Consider the following 20,292-nt stretch of genomic DNA (forward strand, 5'->3'; position numbering starts at 1 on the left):
TGTTTCTAAAGGCCATATATACCTTGTGGTGATATGATCGCTTATTTTCTGTTGTTTAATAATTCGTTGGCTATCTTCATGACTTCAGACATGACTTCTTTGAAGGTTTCCAGTTTTTCAGGAGCAATCTTTTCCATCACTTTCTTATTAAAGTTCACAACAACTTCTTTAGACATGTTTCTGGAGTTGAGACCTTTATCTGTAAGCTTGATGATCACTTCTCTTTTATCGGTGGTCGTCTTTTCCTTATAGATATAGCCGTTATCCTCCAGAAGTTTGATGATCCGGGTCAGGGAAGTGGGTTCAATGGCCATTTTGGGGCCAAGATTGGTACTTCTTGTTCCTTCTTTCGGATCAATCTTAAGAAGAGTTAGGGCCTGAACAGCCGTAGAATCATGCTCCTGTGCCAATTCTGTGTACATTTTGGAAACAGCTAACCATGTCTGCTTCAAAATGAGATCTACGTTTTCTATTTTTTCCTTGTTATTATCCATCTTTCGTACTAATGGTGTTACCCAAATTTAGTAAATATTATGCATGCATAGCATTTATTAACGTTAAATTTTGTTAATAATCTGATAATAAGACGGTTAAATTGTATGACAAGCATAATACTATGCATGCATAATATGTGAATTAAATAAAGAAAACTGAGTATTAATGAATGTTTTTAACGAAATCTATTATTTCTTCAAAAGATTCGCATTGGTGCTTAGAGTTGTTATTACGAATCTCCCAAATTTCATTCTGATAGTCAAAATAAAGAGAGGAAAGATCTTTTTCAAAGTTTTTCTGCAGTAAAGAATACAGCATTTCCTTATGAACCTGGGGGGCAGTTATAGATGGAGGAACAAAACGGTCATTGACCTGAAATAAAGAAACATTGGTGAGTTCATCATGCTGCAGGAGAACATCTTCAACCATTCCTGAAAAAAGCTTTTGATCTTTCACATACCAGATCTTGTCAGCAAATTCTTTGGCCAGCCGCCAGTCGTGGGAAGAGAATAAAATGATTTTGTTCTGTTCTTTTGCCAGTTTGCGGAGGGTCTTTAAAATAATTATTTTGTTTTTTTCATCCAGATGTGTGGTAGGTTCATCTAGGATAATAACAGGGGAGTTCTGTGTAATGGCACGGCCGATAAAGGCTTTCTGCAGATTTCCGTCTGAAAGATTCTTAAGCGGAGTATGTCTGTACTGAACCAGATCCAGTTCCTCTATAATATGGACAACTTCTTCCCGGTCTTCTTTTTTAAGTTCAAAATAGAAAGGATAGTAGATGTATTTTCCTAATGAAATAAGATCTTCAACGGTATGATGTTGGGGAATATTTGATTTTGAAAAAACCACAGCGATATTCTCTGCGATTTCTTTCACAGAAAGATTCTTTATGTTTTTATTATTGATCAGGATTTCACCACTTAAAAGAGACTGCTGGTGAAGAATAGATTTAATCAGCGTTGTTTTTCCAACCCCGTTATTTCCGATCAGAAGACATACATCACCCAGCTTCAACTCAGCATTTGCATTTGAAATTAAAATTTTTTGATATCCGATGTTGGCTTGTCTGATTTGTAAGTGCATGTTTAAACAGAAATAAAAATTACAAATAAAATAAGAGGGAGAAGGCTAAATAAAAAATATGAGATTTTATTGTTTTTGACTTTCCCCAAGGAATATCCTCCTAATATAATAGAACCCCAGAAAGCAACAGGCATTGCAATAAAAAGCCACCAATTATGCCCGGATGAATAAATCCAGTGGAGCTCTTTATTCATCCTGAACATTTTTGAATATTCCAGAAAAATAACACTAAATACAAACAAAATTATGCTTGCTGAAATTAACTGTTTCTGTGTTATCCTAATACTCATTGAGTTTATTCTAATATCGTCACTTTTCAATTCGACATATCAATATTACAAAATTTATAGATAAGAATCTGCTTTATCCGCGAGACAATAAATAATCTCGGATTAGATGCAAATATTAATCAAATTATAGCTTCTTCATAAATTGACCATTCACACTCATTCACTTATTGACTTTTTAAACCCTATTCTGCTTCAAAAGCATCACCAGGATTACCGGTATCCCAAAAACAGAACTGATCACATTCAGTGGAATATGTGTTTTCTCCGAAACAATGGAGAAAAGAAGCATAACCAACATTCCCAGAAACATATTCAGGATCCACTGTTGCCATAATTTTGATGGATTATAGACCAGCCTGCAGAAATGGGGAACAATAATTCCTATGAATAGGATAGGCCCTAAAAAAGCAGTAATTGATGCTGAGAGCAAGGAAGAAGCTGCGATGATCAGGATTTTCAGCTGGTTGAGATTTACGCCTAAGCTTTGTGCATAGGAAGCTCCCAGTGAATTACCTATCAATGGTTTTATGGTTTTAAAGCAGAAAAACAATCCAATGAAAACTAGGATAGAAAGTACATAGATCTGGTTTCTGGATACCATATTATTGGCTCCGAATGACCATAAAATATAGTTTTTCAGGCTTTGATTTTCCGCATAGAACTGAAGAAGGGAAACAATAGCTCCTGCAAATGCAGAAACGAGGAATCCGAAAATAATAAGATAAGATTTATCCTGAAATTTATTTGACATGGAGAGCAAAACCAGCATTAAGACTAAGCTGCCCGCAATGGCTGACAGACTGAGGAAACTGTTTTGCAAAAACTCAGGAATCAGGATATTATGGGAGAAGAAAATATAAAAGGCAACAGATAGGCTGGCCACGGAAGTAATTCCCAAAATATCGGGTCCGGCCAGTGGATTTTGAAAATATTCCTGCATCAGAAAACCTGAGGTTGGAATTGATATACCGGCAAGGAGCATTACCAGAACCCTGTTAATCCGGATTTCAGCGATCTGGCTGTTGGAGGAATCCTGAAAGAAATCCTGTAAATTTAAACTGAGAAATCCTGTGTTCAGATTAATCACTGCAGTCAGTATAATGGCAGCTGTTAAAACTAAACACAGGATTTTGAATTTATTTGACATTATTCAGAATGAATTCTGTAAATTTTATTTTAAAAGAGCATCAATTTTTGAGTTCAGAACTTCCTCTGTCATCATTCCTAAATATTCGTCGGTTTTATCACCTTTTCTCATGTAGGTAAAAGGAATAGAGCCGCCGTCCCACTGTTTGAAATTATTGGCAAAGAACGTCTGATCCAGTAGTTGTCCATCCAGAAGAATAATATTTTTAGCCAGGTCATTTTGTTGGGCAAAACTTTTCACGGAACTGTTCCATTCCGATTTATCATCCAAATTGATAAAAGTAAATTTCACAGGTTTATCTTTCAGCTCCTGCATTTTGTTTTTGAAATGAGGAATTTCTCTCATACAGGGGCCGCACCAGGTTGCAAAAAAGTTCGTTACGTAAAGCGTATCATTATTTTGAGCTAAATATTTTCCTACATTTTCAGGAGAAAGTTCTTTTGAAACGTAAGCACTTGTTTCAGTTGCATTCTCTGTTACAGAAAGTGAATCTGTAGCTGCAGTATCACCGGTTTTCGAGCCTTCTTTGTTACAGCTGTAAAGTGCGGAAAGAATAAGCGTGGATAAAATTATCTTCTTCATAAATTATTTTTTGTCTATTTTTGAATTGAAGTATGGAACAACAAATCTATAAAGGGAAACTGATACAGTTTCATCGGTTAAAAGTAACGAAAAAGGTAGAACTGACCAAAAATACTTTCTCTCTGGAGTTTGAGATTCCGGAGAATCTACAGGAGAGTTTCAGATTTGAAGCCGGACAGTTTGTAAGCATAAAATTTATGGCGCATGGAGAGGAAGTCATCAATGATTATTCAATGACCTCTGCGCCGTATGAAAAAAAGATATGTCTGGGTATAAAAGTAAACTCTAATGAAGGAGCTACCTCTCAGCTGTTTCATCATTACCATGAAGGAGATGAAATGCTGGTAAGTGAGCCTTCAGGAAGATTTACCCTGGTGTCTAAACCCAGTGAATTCCGGACGATAGTTGCTTTTGCTGCCGGTATAGGAATTACTCCCATCCTCAGTCATTTTAAAAATATTCTGCATAATGAGCCTCGAACAAGACTGTTTCTTTTCTTCGGAAATAAAAGTTCGGAAGAAGTGGTATACAGAGATCAGCTGGATAATCTGGCCAGAGTATATGGGGAAAGATTCCAGATCTTTTACTTTTTCTCACAGGAAAAAACACCGGATCAGTTTTTCTACGGAAGACTGGATGAAAAAAAATTACGTCTCATTATCAATCAGATCCTGCATCTGGATGATACAGATGAAGAATCCACAATCTGGGATGCTGTAGATGAAGTACTGATCTGCGGAAAGGGAGAAATGATCAAGACGCTTGCTAATGCCTGCTATCATCACGGTATACCTAAAAAGAACATACATTTTGAGCTGTTTGAAGAGTTTAATGATGATATTTATCCGATAGAAAAAGAATTTCCGCTGATCAGAAATGTTGAAGTGGAATTTACGTCATTGGGTAGAGATTATCTGACTGAACTTCCTGATAATAAAGAAAAAATTCTGCAACAGCTGCTGGTTCAGAATTTTCCGGTTCCCTATTCGTGTAAATCCGGAATCTGTGGAAGCTGCGAGTGTTATCTGGAAGATGGAGAGGTAGAACTTCTGGAAAATGAATATCTGACAGAGAAAGAAGAGGCACAGGGAAAAATACTAGCTTGCATGTCAATAGCAAAAAGTAAGAAAATAAAGCTTAACTTTGATCTTAGTTGAGAATTATTAGGAACATATTTAATTTAACCTTCATATCAATAGAAATGGGAATTCTGTTGATTATTCTTTGTAATGCCTGGGTTTTTGGGCTGACGAACGGACGTACCTATACCAAGATCTCCAAAATTCCTCCCAGAGAAATCGCTTTAGTTCTGGGAACTTCCCCAAAAATGAGATCAGGACTTTCCAATCCTTATTTTACGAAAAGAATGGATGCTGCTGCGCTTCTTTACCATCACGGAAAAATCAGGAAGATCATTGTAAGCGGAGAAAAAAGTAGGGGATATAATGAACCTGCAGCCATGAAGAATTACCTGGTGTATCAGGAAGGAGTTCCCGAAGATATTATTATAGAAGATCCGAAAGGATTTAATACCTATAAAAGTATTTTACGCTGCAAAGATGTTTATAAGAAAACAGACGTGATTATTGTATCTCAGGGATTTCATAATCTTCGGGCGCTGTTTTTTGCCAGAAATAATAATATGAATGCACTGGGATTTGATGCTCAGGATGTAACGAAGCCCGAAAGCTACTACAGAAACCAGTTCCGGGAGATTCTCGCCAGAGTGATTGCTGTAGTATATTTTATATTGGGCATTTCTCCGGATTAGAAAGGATATCCGAATGCAATATTCAATGTAGGTTTAAAAGGCTGGAAGTTCTTGAATCTCCATCGGTCCCCGTCCGGTTTATTCGGATCGTAGATCTTGTAAGCAAGGTCTAATCTTAAAGTAATATAAGCAATATTCAATCTTAATCCAACACCGCTTCCAACTCCAACCTGTCCCAGAAATTTATTGAACTTGAATTCATCGCCATAGCCTCCGCTTCCATCGGGTTTTCTAAGACTCCATGTGTTTCCTATATCCGTAAATAATGCACCTTCATACATTTCATTAAAAGGAATCCTGTATTCTATATTCGTGGTTAGTTTTACATTGTTCGTCATATAAGTACGAACTCTTTCATCAATCTGGGAATCTGAAGGCCCCAGTCCTCCAAAAGCTACCCAAGCCCTGATATCATTGGACCCCCCATTAAAATAAGACTTAATCACGGGCATATCCGTAGAGTTTCCATAAGGGATACCAACACCAATAAACTGTCGCAACACTAAGGTCTGATTGCCATTGAACTTAAAATATTTTCGGGTATCGATATCAAATTTTACGAACTGAGCGTAAGGGAGACCAAAAATTGTTCTCTGAGGGTTCGCTATAACACCTCCTGCATCTCTTTTTTGATTGAATATGCTTAAAATATTACCCGCAAGTTCTACTTTTCCGTTAAAATAGAAGGCATTCGGATAATCTTTTTTACCAATCTCACTATAAACAAAGTTATAAATCATGGAAGAAATGAGGATATCCTGAGTTTGTCTGTCTTTATTCACGAGTGAGCCCATAAATGCCAACAGAAGATCCTGGGTTTTCTTATCCAGTGAGCCTATGTAAGTATTGTCTTTCAGAATCATTTCTGAAACATCATCAATACTAAGTTGTCCTGAAAGGTATCTGTTCTCAATATTCTTAATCTCTGGAATAGTAGAAGTAGAGGTGTAATCAAAATAATTTCTGAACATATCATCCTTGATTCTTTCATCATTCGTGAAATAATCATAATAAGCATCTTTATTTTTGGTAAGACTGACCTGCGTGTTGAACAGGGTAAGCCTGTGTGAAACCTGATCATTAACATTGGCTTGGTAGTTAAGCCCTGTGTTAAAGTTTACCCTTCCCAAACCGATATTATTTTGTACCGATGCTCCCAATAGGATAGAAGAGGTCGGAGTGTATCTTTTAGGAAGAAGTTTATAATAATCAAAAGGTAGCAGCAATCTCGGGAAGTTAAGGGAGGCCTGAGCAGAAATTTCATAAGCCAGTTCTCTTTTGCTGATATCCTTGGTACTTCTTATAGATCCGAAAGCTCCGGAAAGACTGGTAGAAAGGTTTTCTGCACCTCTGAACACATTCCTTGTGGTAAGATCTACGGAAGGGGATATCCCAAGATTCAGAATCTGTGAATAATTGACGTCGGTTCCTACCTTCAGTTCATATTTTGGAAGAGGTTTTAAGATGTAAAGAACATCAATGATGCTGTCATTAGGTGCCATACCGCCACCTCTTCTCAGTGAATCTCTAGCTTTTACAAGGCTGAAGTTATTCATGGCGAGAAGATTTCTCTTCGTAAGATCCAGCTTTTTCTGATCATATACCTGCTTATTGTCCACAATAATAGACCTCCACAAGGATGACATTTTATAATTATCATTCACTTTATGGAACCTTATTCTGCGCAGACTGTCTTTAACTGTATTTTTAGGGTAGTCGCCGGGCTCATCTATGATAGCTACATCAATATTTCCGATAGTGGAAACCTTGTAAGGACGGTCTGTTGAGTCTCTGTGGATCTCAAGTATAAGCGGAACCTTTTTTTTACTTTTTAAAGAATCTGCTACAAAGGATATTTCTTCATTAGAGCTGTTGAATCTATAATATCCGTTTTCTCTCATCAGATCGGTAATTCTGGCGGCTTCCTTTTCAAGGACAGTCTGGTCAAGGATCTGTCCGGATCTTATCAGACTTTTGTCAAGTTTCTGCCAGTAAAGACCTTTAACGGTAGGGTCTGTAATATTATAGTAATAGTCTTTAATATAAGTGGGTTCATTGTGCTTGATGAAATAATTAACAGCTGCCTTTTTTGAAGCAGAATCCAGCACATGTTTAAAGTTTACTTCTGCATCCCAGAACCCTCTGTAAACCATTCTTTTTTCAACAGATTCAGCACTTTTTTCACTTCTTGTCTGATCCAGAATAACAGGCGGGCTTCCCCAGTTGTGAAGAAGGCGGTCAAGAAAGAGTGTTTTTCCGACACTGCTTTTCATGTCATATTTGATGAACAGTGAATCTCTCAGTTTTTGACTTCTCATCTCACTGGGATAAGTCATGTATTCATTAAGCAGCGTATCATATTTAGGATTAGCCATATTGTAAAATCCTAAGCTTAACGGCATGAACAGAAGCTGCTTTTTATTGGGCTTCTGCTGTACATAATCTTTCAGTTCTTCATCAAAAGGTTCTTTCTTATCTTCAAACTCAAAATTGTTTTTGGAAAGCAGATATTCGCCGTCCGGAACCTTTTTGGTGGTACTGCATGCATAAAGGAGACCAACAAATGTTGCAAATGAGATAATTTTATAATATTTTTGAGGAGAATTCTTATAATGCTTACAGCTCATACAATAAAAGTTTTACAGTCTTTAGATAAAAAGAAGTTCAGACAAAAATACAATTTGTTTTTGGTTGAAGGTAATAAAATCATTTGTGAACTTTTCAATTCGAACATTAAAATTAAGGAAATATTCTCTACCGATCCACAAAAATTGGGCCGTACAGACGCACCTGTTATTCAGATCACTGAAAATGAGCTGAAAAAGATCAGTTTTCTTAAAACCCCGAAAGATTCCGTTGCAGTATGCTATCTGGATGAAGAGGAAAAAATGGAAGACAGGGAAGTACAACTTGTACTGGACGGAATCCAGGATCCCGGAAATCTGGGTACGATTATCCGACTGGCAGATTGGTTCGGAATTGAACAGGTTATCTGCAGTGAGGATACGGTAGATGTCTATAACCCGAAGGTGATACAGGCCAGCATGGGGTCTTTCACACGCGTAAATGTTGCTTATACCGATCTTACAGAATATTTGTCCGGAACAGAAAGTGTTAATATCGGAACCGATATGGAAGGGGAAAATATCTATACGTTTGAAAAGCCAAAGAAAATGAACCTTATTCTCGGCAATGAAGGAAACGGAATGCGTCCGGAAACAGAAAAATTACTTCATAAATGTGTAACAATTCCCAGATTTGGAAAATCACAGTCTACAGAAAGCCTGAATGTTTCAATGGCAGCAGGGATTATTTTGGGACAGCTCTTTAGAGGGTAGTTTCAAAATTTCAGAAATTAGATACCAGACATCAGATATCAGATTTTACATTGTAAGTGAATATTCTATCACTCATAGATCTGAAATCTGATGTCTTATATTAATTTATCAGCTTTGTTATATCAACTGCTCCATACTTGAAACACTTTTGTTTTTCTGATATTCTTCAAGTTTTTTTCTTACATATTTAAGAGCAATAGGAGCAAGATAGATCATGGCTGCACCCATTAATTTCTTTTTCCAGTTGGGACTTTTCATATTCTTTTTGGCGTAGTTGCCAACAAGTGCTGTTACTCCCAATTTGATAAGACTGTCCGTAACATTTCCGCCTAGTGCAGTACTGGCAATGCCTACGGCTGTATTTTTATTGATCAGCAGGTCTTTTACCTCTGAAGTAAGCTGTCTGGCAATAACGTCTTTGCGTAGAATTACTTTTTCATCGCCGTCTTCATCTACTTTCTCCTGCAGATACTGGTCGCTAAGTCCATTGGTAAAGGCGCTTAAACTTTCCTTTGTATTTTTAAAGGTAAGAAGGTTTTCCAGGTCGTCTATTTCGCTTTGAAGCAGTTTTTTCTTTCTCCTTAGTTCTTCGATGCTTTCATATTTTCTGCCCATAGTTTAATGATTTAAAAATTTAATAACCTGGTCTGCAACCGTATTGACAATTTTATTCTTGAATGCAATGACAAGCGCCATGACTACAGCATAAAATGCAGCAACAATCAAAAATCCGTAAGAAGTATTATCCAATGCTTTGCCGATAAGAAAGGCAATTCCGAAGTTGAAAAGGATAATAAAAAAAGCAAAAGCAACAAGCAGCACTACAAAGTAGGTAATGAGCCCAGCGGAAAGAGAAGATTTTTCGGTAGCTTCAATTTTCAGAAGATCTATTCTCTTCGAGGCATATTCTTTAATAGTCTCTATCATTGTTTTTTTTTAAAGTTACAAAAAAAGGAACTTTCGCGCAAAAAGTTCCTTCCCATAATTTACTCAAAAAATAAATTACTTATTTTTTAAGATCATTCAATTCAGCTTCTACATCCTTTACTACGTCTGCAGTTTTAGAAACGATCTGATCTTTGTATTTATCATATCCGTCTTTTACCGTATGGGCTACATTATTAGCTGTTTCTTTGAAAGTAGAAGAAATGTTACCGTACTGATCTTTTACTTTTTCAGAAACCTCGCCATATTTGTTTTTAGCCTGATCTTTTAGGTCGTTTGCTTTATTTTTGATTTTCTTTCTTGTTTCTTTACCTTCTTCAGGGGCATAAAGCATTCCTAAGATTACACCTGCTGCAGCACCTGCAAGAAGTCCTGCCAATATACCTGCTGTATTTTTTCCTTTTCTAGACATTTTAAGTTTTTTAATAGTTAATAAATAGTAGTTTTTACTGTGTTAAAATGTACAATTTGCATACCAAAGGAGGTCAATGGCCTATTAAAAATTGTTAAATCTTATGGATGTGGGATAAAATCATGTCTATTGTTTCTTCTTTCGTCAGTGTTGTATTGTCGATAACAATAGCATCCTCAGCCTGCTTCAATGGAGCAATTTCCCGTTCACTGTCGATCTTATCACGTTCAATAAGGTTCTGTTTTACCTGCTCTCTGTCTGCTTTAATTCCAAGGCCTGCCAATTCAAAATATCTTCTGTTGGTTCTTTCATCAATACTGGCCGTGAGGAAGAATTTGTAGTCCGCATTTGGCAGAACTACTGTCCCTATGTCACGTCCGTCCATAATAATACCGCCTTTTTCTGCCAATGAGCGCTGGGACTGAAGAAGAAAATCTCTTACTTCTTTCTGCTTGGCAACAATGCTTACATTATCAGATACCTCATTGGTACGGATCTGCTTGGAAATATCAATATGATTAAGATAAAGAACCAGTTCTCCGTTATTATTTCTGAATTCCAGTTCTATTTCATTGAATGAATTAAACAATTTCTGAAGATCAATGGTACTATCCTTGTTCATACAGTTCTGTAATGCAAACCAGGTTACCCCTCTGTAAAGCGCGCCGGTATCCAGGTGAATAAGACCCAATTTATCGGCAATGACTTTAGAGATTGAACTTTTTCCGGTAGACGAGTACCCATCGATAGCTATTACAGGTTTTTTCATACCGCAAATTTCAAGATTTTTTTTAAAAAACCAAGGCTGTAAAGAAAAAAATCTACATAACAATGTAGATTTATATTGTAGAATTATTCTCCTGCGTGGCTGCTAAGGTCTATAGATACCCCTATCTGGTTCACATTGGAAGAGTTGTGATAGCGCACATGGGCATAATCAATTCGGAATTTTCTTAATTTAATTCCAAATCCTCCGGAAAGTCCCGAAAAGTTTCTCTGATCTGCCACGGCAAGTTCATTACCTCTTTTTACGTTATATCCCAGTCTGATATTAAACCCTTTTTCCGGGAAAAGTTCTGCTCCCACAGAAAAGTGGTCTGCCAGTTTTCTTCCGAAGCCTACTTCCTGTCCGTTCACATTATATTGATCAGAAATATCAAACTGCTGAAGATCGTGAGCGGTAATGGTGATGGCAAGAGGAATCATTTTCAGAATCTTGGTGTAGCCCAAGTCAACCCTGAACGGAAGATTTTCTCTTGTTCCGTTGAATGATTTCAGCTGAAATCCGAAGTTTCTTAATACTAGGGAAAGAGTTTCTTTATTTTTCTTATTATAGTAGGTAACTCCTGCCGTTCCCGAGATGGCAGAAGACGTATAATTGTCAATTTTTGAAGTGATGAAATTAATTCCTCCGCCAATGGTCCAGTCTTCTTCAAACTGGTAGGCATATCCTGCACCAATAGCTACATCTGAAGCTTTGAAATCTCCGTTCTGATAACCGCTTTCATCGGTTCTCGGAATACTTCCGTAGCTCATATACCTTGCATTGATCGTGGCCATATGACCATTATCGAAATCTCTGGCATAGGCAACGGTTCCATATTTTGAGTCGGCAAGATAGGCCGCACCGTTTACAGAAAGCTGTTTATCTGAATCTCTATTAAGAAGGGACGGGTTTGCAATAGCAAAGGAAACATCATGATCTCTTATGGAAATTGCATCACCGCCTAAGGCAGCCTGTCTGGCAGATACAGGTATGTTTAAGAAAGGATAAACATTTGTTCCTGTTTGCGCATAAGAAACAATTCCTGATAGAAATAATGAAAAAATGATAATTTTCTTCAATTCAATTTATAATTAATGCAAAAATAATCCTTTTTCGTACTTATCAAAATATTTCTAACATTATTTGTGTGTAAATATTTTTCTTTTACCAATATTTTTAATGATTATATTTGCAAAATCAAATTTCGGGGAAATTACCTCCAATAAAATTTATTAAAATTAAAGATGAAATATAAAAGAATCCTTCTAAAACTGAGTGGCGAGGCCTTAATGGGGAACAGACAATACGGTATTGACAATGAAAGACTGCAGGAATATGCAGCAGAGATCAAAAAAGTAGTGGATAAAGGATGTGAAGTAGCGATCGTTATTGGAGGAGGAAACATTTTCCGTGGAGTAGCAGGAGCGGCGAAAGGAATGGACAGAGTACAGGGAGATTATATGGGGATGCTGGCGACTGTCATCAACGGAATGGCTCTTCAGGGAGCGCTGGAAGATGCGGGAATCAAAACAAGGCTTCAGTCTGCTATTGAAATGGATAAGGTAGCAGAACCTTTTATTAAAAGAAGAGCAGTAAGACACCTTGAAAAGGGCAGAGTAGTGATCTTCGGAGCAGGAACAGGAAATCCTTATTTTACTACGGATACGGCTGCTACGTTAAGAGCTATTGAAATCGGGGCAGATGTGATCTTAAAAGGAACCAGAGTAGACGGAATCTATGACAGCGATCCTGAGAAAAATGCGGACGCTGTAAAATATAATTCATTATCTTTCGATGAAGTATTTGAGAAAAACCTTAAAGTAATGGATATGACTGCCTTCACTTTAAGCCACGAAAACAAACTTCCGATCATTGTATTCGATATGAATAAAGATGGTAACCTGGAAAAAATTGTGGACGGAGAAAATGTAGGAACTCTGGTTGATTTGTAAGTAAGAGCCAGATTACGGGCAGTGGATAATAGGTAATTGCAGTTAAGTTTTTTTTATAATACTTATCATTTATCACTTATAATTAATGTGTAATTTATCAAACTATAATATAATAATGGAAGAATTAGATCTTATATTAGACTCTGTAAAGCATGACATGGATGCAGCTGTAAAGCACCTGGAACACGCATTTCAAAGAATTAGAGCAGGACGTGCTTCTACGGCGATGGTTCAGGATGTGATGGTGGAATATTACGGAGCAATGACTCCTATCAACCAGGTTGCCAACGTGTCTATTCCAGATGCAATGACAATTTCTATTCAACCTTGGGACAGAACGGCGATCAATGCAATTGAGAAAGCGATTATTAATTCAAACTTAGGTTTTGCACCTTCTAATAATGGAGAAAACATTATCCTTAACGTTCCGCCTTTAACAGAGGAAAGAAGAAGGGAATTGGCAAAACAGGCTAAAGGAGAAGCTGAGCAGACTAAAGTAACGGTAAGAAACGCAAGACAGGACGGGTTGAAAGAACTTAAAAAGCTGGAAGGAGTTTCTGAAGATGTAGTAAAAGGGGTGGAAGAAGAAATCCAGGCTTATACTGACAAATACGTAAAGCTTTGTGACGAACATCTTAAAACAAAAGAAGCTGAAATTATGAAAGTATAATTTTCAGTTTTTTGAAAATAAAAAAGAGGCTTCCCCTGGAAACCTCTTTTTGTTTTTTAAAGACATTGCTTTTCTTCTTTCTGATCTTTGTTTTTTATGAGCAGTCCATATGTTTTCATAAGATCTTCAATTGTACAATGGATTTCTTTTCCGGGGATTTTAGAGGGATCTGGTTTTTCTGAATCATCTGATCGTATGCTGTATTTCTTTTCAAGGCACCTGATTGGTTTTCCGTTTTGGATATAAATTCTTGTTTCTGTAATGTCGTCTTTAGTAATCGGTTTTTCCGGGGTTCCTCCATCGAAATTCCAGATTGCTTCTTCTCTGAATATAAAGAATGGTTTTCCATTTTTGATAAAATACTGTTCAGTAGCTGAAAAATGGCTGTGTTCAGCATAGGAATGCCGGATCACCTTAATTTCATTCTTATCCGAGTAGAAAGTAACCTCTCCTGAAGGTTCTTCATTGCAGTTGTAGGTAAAGCCTTTCGTTGTAAACTTCTTAGCTTCCAAAAGGGCATGAAGCCTGTTGTATTCTTTTTTGATGTTATCAATAGGATCAGATGAATCTGTTTCTGAAGCTTTTTTAACAGCAGAACTGTCTGCCCCGGAAGACGGTAGGAGAGCCTTTTCCTTGTTGTCTGCTTTTTTACAAGACATAAAGATAGCCAGGAATGCTGTGATGAATATTGTTTTCATATTTTGTAAGGTGGTATTAAAAACGGAGACTTCCGTGGGAAACCTTCGTTCGGGATCTTGATTTCTGGTTTAGAAAGGTTTGAAGCAGGGAGATGGGGGGATGGAAGTTATGAAAGTCATCACTCATAATTGCCATTCTGTTTAAAATAATTTGATTATACAGTGACCTTCAATACCTATAACCAAAAATAACTTCCATCCTCCTTCTTCCATCCATTAATCTTACCTTACTTCTTCCGAATTCAGGTTATTTATTTGCAGTTTTCGTTATAATCAACAATTACTTCTTCCACAATCTCAGGGATGTTTGACATGACGTCATCAATCTGGCTTTTGATCAGTTTTCCAAGCCCGGATCTTTTCTTTTCGTCATTTTTTAGAGAAGCATAAGAACCTGCAGTCAGCTTTCCTTTGGCATAGCTGCAATCTGTAATAACCGTTTTGGCTTTAGCAAATGTAAGCTCTTCCAGTTTGCCACCCCTTTTGGAATAAATATAAGAAGGGAAATTTCTCATTCTTTCATTTTCCTTGTCAGCGGCAGCAATTTGTCCGCCTGCGGAGAATGTAGTAGGATAGCCGTAAAGTTTATATACTTTGATTTTCCCATCCGTAACCACTTCTGCAAACTGTGTACTTTTGGTAAGGTTATTAAATGCTTTAAGATTACCGCTCAGTCCGCCGGTTGCGGTATTAAAACCTTCTTTTGTATTGGTGTACTTTATGGTTTCAAAATGTCTTTCATTATTGTTTTCATCAACAGCGGTATATCCTTTAATATCATCCGCATCAAAACCTTTGAATTTCTGTTTCTTTTTAGATTTGTCAATATCAGTTGCAGCAATGAATTTCACTTTTTTCTGATTATCCCACGGATTTCTTTCGTCTCCGTTCAGACGTACGATTCCTTCTATTTTTTTTCCGCTTTTATCGATGATATACCCTAATTTTTCATCATTTTTCAGATCATAATCTGTAGCGTTGTCTTCCTGTGCATACACATTTACTGAGACTATAGTGAATAAGCTCAATAGTAGTACTTTTTTCATGTAGTTATTATTTTTAACAATTTTTGTAAATATAATCTTTTATACTTTAGGGCATGACATAATAGAATACCATACTTTCAGGTATAAAAAAGACCCGGATTTCTCCAGGCCTGTATTTATAAGTGCATTTTTAATATCATTACTGGTATCTCGTATGCTCTTTCGTTTTCACGAACAGCTTTGTAATAGGTTTAAAGAACGCCTTGTATTTCTCCGCATCAAACAGTTGTGAGTCGGTAAGGGCTTTATACGTCATCCATACTCCGAAAGGAAGAAGAATGAGATTAGGAAGCCATGCTGCCAGATAAGGACTCATTTTTCCGCCCCATGCCACGTTTTCAATCCCGAGATTCATCACGTAGAAGATGATGAAAATAACGATGGCTATGATCACCGGAAGTCCCATTCCTCCTTTTCTGATGATGGATCCTAAACTGGCCCCAATCAGGAAGAAGATGATACAGGTTACAGAATAGGAAATAATCCTTTGCTGATAAATGACAACTTTACTGAAATATTTGATATTGGAACTGAATTCATTCTTTTTATCTGCTGCAGTTGTTTTCAGGCTCTCCAGATTATTATAGGAATTATAAAGAAGGTCCAGTTTTTTATCTCCTTTTATTGAATCTAATTTGATCTGGGACTTCGGGGCAGCTTTTGATTTTACATTTTTATCCATATAGCTGATCACCGAATTGGTACGGCTCAGGACATCGGTTCCGATATTGGTGAAAAAATCTGCATTGTCTTTTTTGTTTTTAGCTACCGTTTCAATAAGTTGTCCATAGGTCTGGAAACGATAATCGTCCGTAATCTGTTCTTTTTCAATAGCCTTGTTGACGATTTCACTGACATCGAAGTGAGAAACCAGCGTGTCAAACTTAATGGCCTGATCCGGTTGTTTTTTTCTTACATTCTCTCCTTTTCCTGCAAAATTGTCTTCTAATATATAACCATTATACAATTCCAGCTTTAGAAAGTTTTTATTGGCGATCGGTACAAATCGTCCTTTTTCAGCTACAATAGACCGTTGATTTTCATAGGTGCTGGCTTTTTTGTGAACAAAAACCCCTTCAATATGTTCACCGTTATCCCCATAAATTTTATCAAACTTTACCATGTATCCGGGAAGCTGATCAATAAACTGTCCTGGTGTAAAGTTAAGCGCCGGCTTAGTCTGTGCAATATTGAAAAGCATATTCTTAGCCTTTTTCTGGAAATCTGGAATAATATTATTGGAGAAGAAAAAAAGCATGACTGCCAATACGGTTGCCACTCCCAACAGTGGTGCCATTACCCTTGTAAGAGAAATTCCGGCAGCTTTCATGGCGGCAAGTTCATACCGTTCTCCGAATTCTCCAAAAGACATAATGCTTGCCAGAAGTATGGTAAGCGGGAGTACCATACTGATAACGCTTACCCCCAGATAAAAAAGAAGTTTAAGGATCTGCCAGTAGCTTAATCCTTTACCCATAAATTGCCCCAACTGAACCCAGATAATGTTTACAATAAAAATGAAAAACAATACGCTGAATATAAAGAAAAACGGTCCAAAGAAGGTTTTTATGATATATCGGTCTAGTATTTTTAACATGCGCCAAAATTAATCAAAAAGCCACAAATTTTACTTGTGGCTCTTATAATTTTTATATTTTTCTTTTAAGACTAAATAACAAAAAGACGAATTAGCAGCTTTACGATTTAGTTTTTCTATTTTTAAAGTTCTGTGATCACGTAATTTTTGAACTTATTCTTATCAAAAACGAACATATTAGGGTCCAGCTCCTGGTTTTCCTTGTATTCTTTGATGGCGATTACGGCTACATCCTGATTATTTCCGTGCTGCTCAAGTTTTACCATTTGTTTCTTTGCAGAATCTACAAAAAGATAAACATATTTTATTCCGTTGGATTTTACTGGGGTCAGCTTGATGAAATCTGCGTTTACTCCGTTTACTGTTTTTTTACCATTGTAGGTTACGTTGTAATCATTTCTGTAAGTAGAAAGATAATTGATAGGAGAGAACATAGAACTGCTTCCGTTAGGCTTGGCAATGGTTACCTCCATATCATCAGCATTGATGTTGTAAATTTTGTTTCCATCATAGATCTGTTCCGTATCCATGATCTTAAGCTTATATTTTTCCCCTGCAGCATAATAGATCCCCGGTTCTGTTTTCGTCACCTGTCCATTTAGTCCGCTTCCAAAAGAAAATTTGAAGTAAGAATTCTTTTTAGAATTATAGTTGGCTGTAATATCATCCAATATCTTTTTAGCTTTTGCATCAATTTTCTGTGCCTGAGCCATTCCAACTGCACCTACAACAAAACTTCCCAATATAACTTTTGAAATAATATTTTTCATTTTCTTTATTTAATAATCTTTAGATTTTTAATTTTAAGGGTGAAACAATTTGTTTTTCCTTCTAACTACGCAGATCTTCCAAAAACTGTTCCAAAGAGTGTAAGTCACTGATCAGTACCTCTCTTGCTTTAGCTCCGTTAAAGCCTCCTACAATACCACTTGCCTCCAGCTGATCCATAATTCTTCCCGCTCTGTTATAGCCCAGTTTAAGCTGTCTCTGAAGCATAGAAGTAGATCCTTGTTGTGTAGAGACAATAATTCTTGCAGCTTCTTCAAATAATGCATCTTTTTCATTCGGGTCAAAAGCGCCTACTGAACTGGATGAGTCATCAGAAACATATTCAGGAAGAAGGAAGGCAGAAGCATATCCTTTCTGTTCACCAATGTATTCTGCGATTCGTTCCACTTCCGGAGTATCAACAAAGGCACACTGAAGTCTTAAAATTTCATTTCCGTTAAAATAAAGCATATCTCCTTTACCAATCAGCTGATCAGCACCCGGAGAATCCAGGATCGTTCTTGAATCTACACTGGAAATTACTCTGAAGGCCGCTCTCGCAGGGAAATTGGCTTTAATCATCCCTGTAATTACGTTAACAGAAGGTCTCTGTGTAGCAACAATCAGGTGAATTCCTACGGCTCTGGCAAGCTGTGCCAGTCTGGCAATCGGTAATTCTACCTCTTTTCCTGCAGTCATAATCAAATCTGCAAATTCGTCTACAACCAATACAATATAAGGAAGGTAACGATGCCCGTTTTCAGGGTTGAGTTTTCTTTCCGTGAACTTCTTATTATATTCTTTCAGGTTTTTACAGAAAGCATTCTTAAGAAGGTCATATCTTGTATCCATCTCAATACAAAGAGAGTTCAGAGTATTGATTACTTTATTGGTGTCTGTGATAATGGCTTCCTCTGCATCCGGAAGTTTAGCCAGATAATGTCTTTCAATTTTTGAATATAAAGAAAGTTCAACCTTTTTAGGATCTACCATTACAAATTTCAGTTCACTTGGATGCTTTTTGTAAAGAAGCGAGGTAAGGATGGCGTTAATACCTACCGATTTACCCTGTCCTGTGGCTCCGGCCATCAGTAAGTGTGGCATTTTTGCCAGATCGGCCATAAATACTTCGTTAGAAATGGTTTTCCCGAATACAACTGGAAGATCCATGTCCGTATTCTGGAATTTATGAGAAGCAATGACAGACCTCATGGATACCATGGTAGGGTTCTTTCTCGGTACCTCAATTCCAATGGTTCCTTTCCCCGGCATTGGAGCAATAATCCTGATTCCAAGAGCGGAAAGGTTCAGCGCAATATCATCCTGCAGTTTTTTGATGGCAGCAACACGGATTCCCGCTTCCGGTACAATTTCATATAACGTAACCGTTGGTCCAATGGTAGCTTTAATTTCAGCAATCCCTACATTGAAATTCTTTAAAAGACCTACAATTTTATTTTTATTTTCTTCCAGTTCTTCTTTGTTGATAGAAATTTCTTCATTTCCGTAATCTTTCAGAAGATCTACAGTCGGCATCTGGAATCCGGCAAGATCCAGTTTATGATCATACAATCCGTGTTTTTCAACCAGTTCCTGAGATTTTCTGTCCGAATCATCAAGGATATCTATTACAGGAGCTACTTCCACATTAAATTTAATGTTGTTTTCTTGGGCCGGTGTTGAAACAGGAATTGGCACCTGAACCGGAGAAACCGGGCTCATGTCAAATGCCTGCTCCGGAGTAGAAGTAGGAACAGCGGGTTTTGTATTCAAATTAAGATTTACAGATTGAGAGAAATCTTTTTTGTCATCTTCAAAAGAAGTATGGTTGGGCGTTACAATAGTTTCTACTCCGGTTACCGGTGAAACTTCAGGGAAGCCTTTCGGAACCTGTACTGGTTCCGGTTCTCTTGTTTTTGGCTTCTCCGGTTGCTCAGAAACGTCGGTTACCGTAACATTGGGTGCCGTATTTTCAGCTTCTTCTTCAAGTTCATCATCAGCTTCAAAATTTTCATCAGAACTAGGCATCATCGATTTTACCTTTCCGATGGTGTTTTCGTTAATGCTATCCAGCTTAGCTTTGATTGAGCTGGGACGAAGATTGAATTCTAAAATAAAATATAAAAGAATACTTGCCACCAGAACAACCCACAGGCCAACCGTTCCGATGATTGCATTAAGATAATCCATGATCTGGTATCCGTAAACACCTCCCATCACGCCTTGCCCTTTGGTGATAGCACCCATAAAAATAGGCAGCCAGCAGATGAAAAACAGAGAGTGGCCGATGGTTTTCCATGGCTTGAATATTTTTTTCTTAAGGATCAGAGTTCCTACCGCCATAAATAAAAAAGCGATAATAAATGAAGCGATCCCTATGCTTTCAAAAATGAAAATATTTCCCAGCCAGTCTCCGGCTTTTCCGAAAATATTGGAGGATTTTATGCTTTTGTCAAGCATGGTGCCTGCCTGGCTCTGATCTGCTTTCCAGTTCATTAAATAAGAGATGAACGAGAATGTCAGAACTACAGAAAAAAGGATGAAAGTAAGCCCGAAAAATATGCGTGGCTTTGATAATATCTTACCTGTATCAGGTGATTCTGTTGGTTTTGTCTGTGTCTTTTTATCCATAATATCAATGTGGGCAAATTTAATGTTTTTTCAACATTAAAAGAATCTTTTTTACTCAAAAAGAGAGCGTAATTTATGGTTATTTTTTTGAATTTACG

20 protein-coding genes are annotated in these 20,292 nt (G+C 37.2%); 5 read left to right on the forward strand and 15 right to left on the reverse strand.

The annotated features are described in order from the left end of the window. Positions 1–41: 41 nt before the first annotated feature. The 4 genes from FW768_RS02225 to FW768_RS02240 form a co-directional block, all read right to left on the reverse strand. A complete protein-coding gene (locus tag FW768_RS02225; protein ID WP_153391988.1) occupies positions 42–494 on the reverse strand; it encodes a MarR family winged helix-turn-helix transcriptional regulator in 453 nt (150 codons plus the stop codon). Positions 495–657: 163 nt separating this feature from the next. Continuing rightward, positions 658–1,581, reverse strand: a complete 924-nt coding sequence (locus FW768_RS02230; protein ID WP_153391990.1) for an ABC transporter ATP-binding protein — start codon at positions 1,579–1,581, stop codon at positions 658–660. A 465-nt stretch (positions 1,582–2,046) separates the two neighbouring features. Further along, positions 2,047–3,018 carry an iron ABC transporter permease gene (locus FW768_RS02235; protein ID WP_153391992.1) on the reverse strand — a complete coding sequence of 324 codons (972 nt, stop codon included), beginning with the start codon at positions 3,016–3,018 and terminating at the stop codon, positions 2,047–2,049. Between the two features lie 24 nt (positions 3,019–3,042). Further along, complete coding sequence (locus tag FW768_RS02240; RefSeq protein WP_153391994.1) at positions 3,043–3,600, reverse strand: TlpA family protein disulfide reductase; 558 nt, start codon at positions 3,598–3,600, stop codon at positions 3,043–3,045. A gap of 32 nt (positions 3,601–3,632) precedes the next feature. Here FW768_RS02240 and FW768_RS02245 point away from each other — a divergent pair, with 32 nt between their 5' ends. Together FW768_RS02245 and FW768_RS02250 are read left to right on the forward strand one after the other, a co-directional pair. After that, a complete protein-coding gene (locus FW768_RS02245) occupies positions 3,633–4,757 on the forward strand; it encodes a ferredoxin--NADP reductase (protein WP_153391996.1) in 1,125 nt (374 codons plus the stop codon). 44 nt (positions 4,758–4,801) lie between these two features. Further along, positions 4,802–5,371 (forward strand): SanA/YdcF family protein, encoded by a 570-nt coding sequence (locus FW768_RS02250; protein ID WP_394349956.1) that lies wholly within the window; start codon positions 4,802–4,804, stop codon positions 5,369–5,371. Here the strand turns inward: FW768_RS02250 and tamL are convergent. Further along, positions 5,368–7,998, reverse strand: a complete 2,631-nt coding sequence (gene tamL / locus FW768_RS02255; protein WP_153392000.1) for a translocation and assembly module lipoprotein TamL — start codon at positions 7,996–7,998, stop codon at positions 5,368–5,370. The two genes, FW768_RS02250 and tamL, sit on opposite strands and share 4 nt — an antisense overlap. Between tamL and FW768_RS02260 the strand changes: the two genes are divergently transcribed. Beyond that, complete coding sequence (locus tag FW768_RS02260) at positions 7,984–8,709, forward strand: TrmH family RNA methyltransferase (RefSeq protein ID WP_153392002.1); 726 nt, start codon at positions 7,984–7,986, stop codon at positions 8,707–8,709. The two genes, tamL and FW768_RS02260, sit on opposite strands and share 15 nt — an antisense overlap. 117 nt (positions 8,710–8,826) lie before the next feature. On the opposite strand, the gene FW768_RS02265 is transcribed toward FW768_RS02260, so the two are convergent. The 5 genes from FW768_RS02265 to porQ form a co-directional block, all read right to left on the reverse strand. Continuing rightward, positions 8,827–9,324 carry a phosphoribosyl-ATP pyrophosphatase gene (locus tag FW768_RS02265; protein ID WP_153392004.1) on the reverse strand — a complete coding sequence of 166 codons (498 nt, stop codon included), beginning with the start codon at positions 9,322–9,324 and terminating at the stop codon, positions 8,827–8,829. Between the two features lie 3 nt (positions 9,325–9,327). After that, positions 9,328–9,636, reverse strand: a complete 309-nt coding sequence (locus FW768_RS02270) for a phage holin family protein (RefSeq protein WP_153392006.1) — start codon at positions 9,634–9,636, stop codon at positions 9,328–9,330. A 79-nt stretch (positions 9,637–9,715) separates the two neighbouring features. After that, complete coding sequence (locus tag FW768_RS02275) at positions 9,716–10,066, reverse strand: YtxH domain-containing protein (RefSeq protein ID WP_153392008.1); 351 nt, start codon at positions 10,064–10,066, stop codon at positions 9,716–9,718. 94 nt (positions 10,067–10,160) lie between these two features. Beyond that, positions 10,161–10,835, reverse strand: coding sequence for a (d)CMP kinase (cmk, locus tag FW768_RS02280; protein ID WP_153392010.1), 675 nt, complete (start codon positions 10,833–10,835; stop codon positions 10,161–10,163). A gap of 83 nt (positions 10,836–10,918) precedes the next feature. Next, entirely contained in the window at positions 10,919–11,911 is a 993-nt protein-coding gene (gene porQ, locus FW768_RS02285) for a type IX secretion system protein PorQ (RefSeq protein WP_153392012.1), read from the reverse strand. 165 nt (positions 11,912–12,076) lie between these two features. Here porQ and pyrH point away from each other — a divergent pair, with 165 nt between their 5' ends. Beyond that, positions 12,077–12,784, forward strand: a complete 708-nt coding sequence (pyrH, locus tag FW768_RS02290; protein WP_002979821.1) for a UMP kinase — start codon at positions 12,077–12,079, stop codon at positions 12,782–12,784. 115 nt (positions 12,785–12,899) lie between these two features. Next, positions 12,900–13,454, forward strand: coding sequence for a ribosome recycling factor (gene frr / locus FW768_RS02295; RefSeq protein WP_153392014.1), 555 nt, complete (start codon positions 12,900–12,902; stop codon positions 13,452–13,454). A 56-nt stretch (positions 13,455–13,510) separates the two neighbouring features. Here the strand turns inward: frr and FW768_RS02300 are convergent, their stop codons facing one another. The 5 genes from FW768_RS02300 to FW768_RS02320 all read right to left on the reverse strand — a co-directional run bounded on the left by FW768_RS02300 (position 13,511) and on the right by FW768_RS02320 (position 20,194). After that, a complete protein-coding gene (locus FW768_RS02300; protein ID WP_153392016.1) occupies positions 13,511–14,152 on the reverse strand; it encodes a hypothetical protein in 642 nt (213 codons plus the stop codon). A gap of 251 nt (positions 14,153–14,403) precedes the next feature. Beyond that, complete coding sequence (locus FW768_RS02305) at positions 14,404–15,198, reverse strand: hypothetical protein (protein WP_153392017.1); 795 nt, start codon at positions 15,196–15,198, stop codon at positions 14,404–14,406. A 139-nt stretch (positions 15,199–15,337) separates the two neighbouring features. After that, positions 15,338–16,795 (reverse strand): LptF/LptG family permease, encoded by a 1,458-nt coding sequence (locus FW768_RS02310; RefSeq protein WP_153392019.1) that lies wholly within the window; start codon positions 16,793–16,795, stop codon positions 15,338–15,340. A 122-nt stretch (positions 16,796–16,917) separates the two neighbouring features. Continuing rightward, positions 16,918–17,565 (reverse strand): LolA family protein, encoded by a 648-nt coding sequence (locus tag FW768_RS02315; RefSeq protein ID WP_153392021.1) that lies wholly within the window; start codon positions 17,563–17,565, stop codon positions 16,918–16,920. Between the two features lie 61 nt (positions 17,566–17,626). Next, positions 17,627–20,194 carry an FtsK/SpoIIIE family DNA translocase gene (locus FW768_RS02320; protein WP_153392023.1) on the reverse strand — a complete coding sequence of 856 codons (2,568 nt, stop codon included), beginning with the start codon at positions 20,192–20,194 and terminating at the stop codon, positions 17,627–17,629. Positions 20,195–20,292 lie beyond the last annotated feature (98 nt).

This window comes from Chryseobacterium vaccae (assembly GCF_009602705.1).
Lineage (GTDB): Bacteria > Bacteroidota > Bacteroidia > Flavobacteriales > Weeksellaceae > Chryseobacterium > Chryseobacterium vaccae.

Bases quoted from the DNA above. Each gene is read 5' to 3' on its own strand.
- FW768_RS02310 (WP_153392019.1), bottom strand. From the start codon at position 16,795: ATGTTAAAAATACTAGACCGATATATCATAAAAACCTTCTTTGGACCG.
- FW768_RS02260 (WP_153392002.1), top strand. From the start codon at position 7,984: ATGCTTACAGCTCATACAATAAAAGTTTTACAGTCTTTAGATAAAAAG.
- FW768_RS02320 (WP_153392023.1), bottom strand. From the start codon at position 20,194: ATGGATAAAAAGACACAGACAAAACCAACAGAATCACCTGATACAGGT.
- FW768_RS02315 (WP_153392021.1), bottom strand. From the start codon at position 17,565: ATGAAAAATATTATTTCAAAAGTTATATTGGGAAGTTTTGTTGTAGGT.
- FW768_RS02225 (WP_153391988.1), bottom strand. From the start codon at position 494: ATGGATAATAACAAGGAAAAAATAGAAAACGTAGATCTCATTTTGAAG.
- FW768_RS02265 (WP_153392004.1), bottom strand. From the start codon at position 9,324: ATGGGCAGAAAATATGAAAGCATCGAAGAACTAAGGAGAAAGAAAAAA.
- frr (WP_153392014.1), top strand. From the start codon at position 12,900: ATGGAAGAATTAGATCTTATATTAGACTCTGTAAAGCATGACATGGAT.
- FW768_RS02300 (WP_153392016.1), bottom strand. From the start codon at position 14,152: ATGAAAACAATATTCATCACAGCATTCCTGGCTATCTTTATGTCTTGT.
- pyrH (WP_002979821.1), top strand. From the start codon at position 12,077: ATGAAATATAAAAGAATCCTTCTAAAACTGAGTGGCGAGGCCTTAATG.
- FW768_RS02275 (WP_153392008.1), bottom strand. From the start codon at position 10,066: ATGTCTAGAAAAGGAAAAAATACAGCAGGTATATTGGCAGGACTTCTT.
- FW768_RS02250 (WP_394349956.1), top strand. From the start codon at position 4,802: ATGGGAATTCTGTTGATTATTCTTTGTAATGCCTGGGTTTTTGGGCTG.
- tamL (WP_153392000.1), bottom strand. From the start codon at position 7,998: ATGAGCTGTAAGCATTATAAGAATTCTCCTCAAAAATATTATAAAATT.
- FW768_RS02305 (WP_153392017.1), bottom strand. From the start codon at position 15,198: ATGAAAAAAGTACTACTATTGAGCTTATTCACTATAGTCTCAGTAAAT.
- FW768_RS02240 (WP_153391994.1), bottom strand. From the start codon at position 3,600: ATGAAGAAGATAATTTTATCCACGCTTATTCTTTCCGCACTTTACAGC.
- FW768_RS02245 (WP_153391996.1), top strand. From the start codon at position 3,633: ATGGAACAACAAATCTATAAAGGGAAACTGATACAGTTTCATCGGTTA.
- FW768_RS02235 (WP_153391992.1), bottom strand. From the start codon at position 3,018: ATGTCAAATAAATTCAAAATCCTGTGTTTAGTTTTAACAGCTGCCATT.
- FW768_RS02230 (WP_153391990.1), bottom strand. From the start codon at position 1,581: ATGCACTTACAAATCAGACAAGCCAACATCGGATATCAAAAAATTTTA.
- FW768_RS02270 (WP_153392006.1), bottom strand. From the start codon at position 9,636: ATGATAGAGACTATTAAAGAATATGCCTCGAAGAGAATAGATCTTCTG.
- cmk (WP_153392010.1), bottom strand. From the start codon at position 10,835: ATGAAAAAACCTGTAATAGCTATCGATGGGTACTCGTCTACCGGAAAA.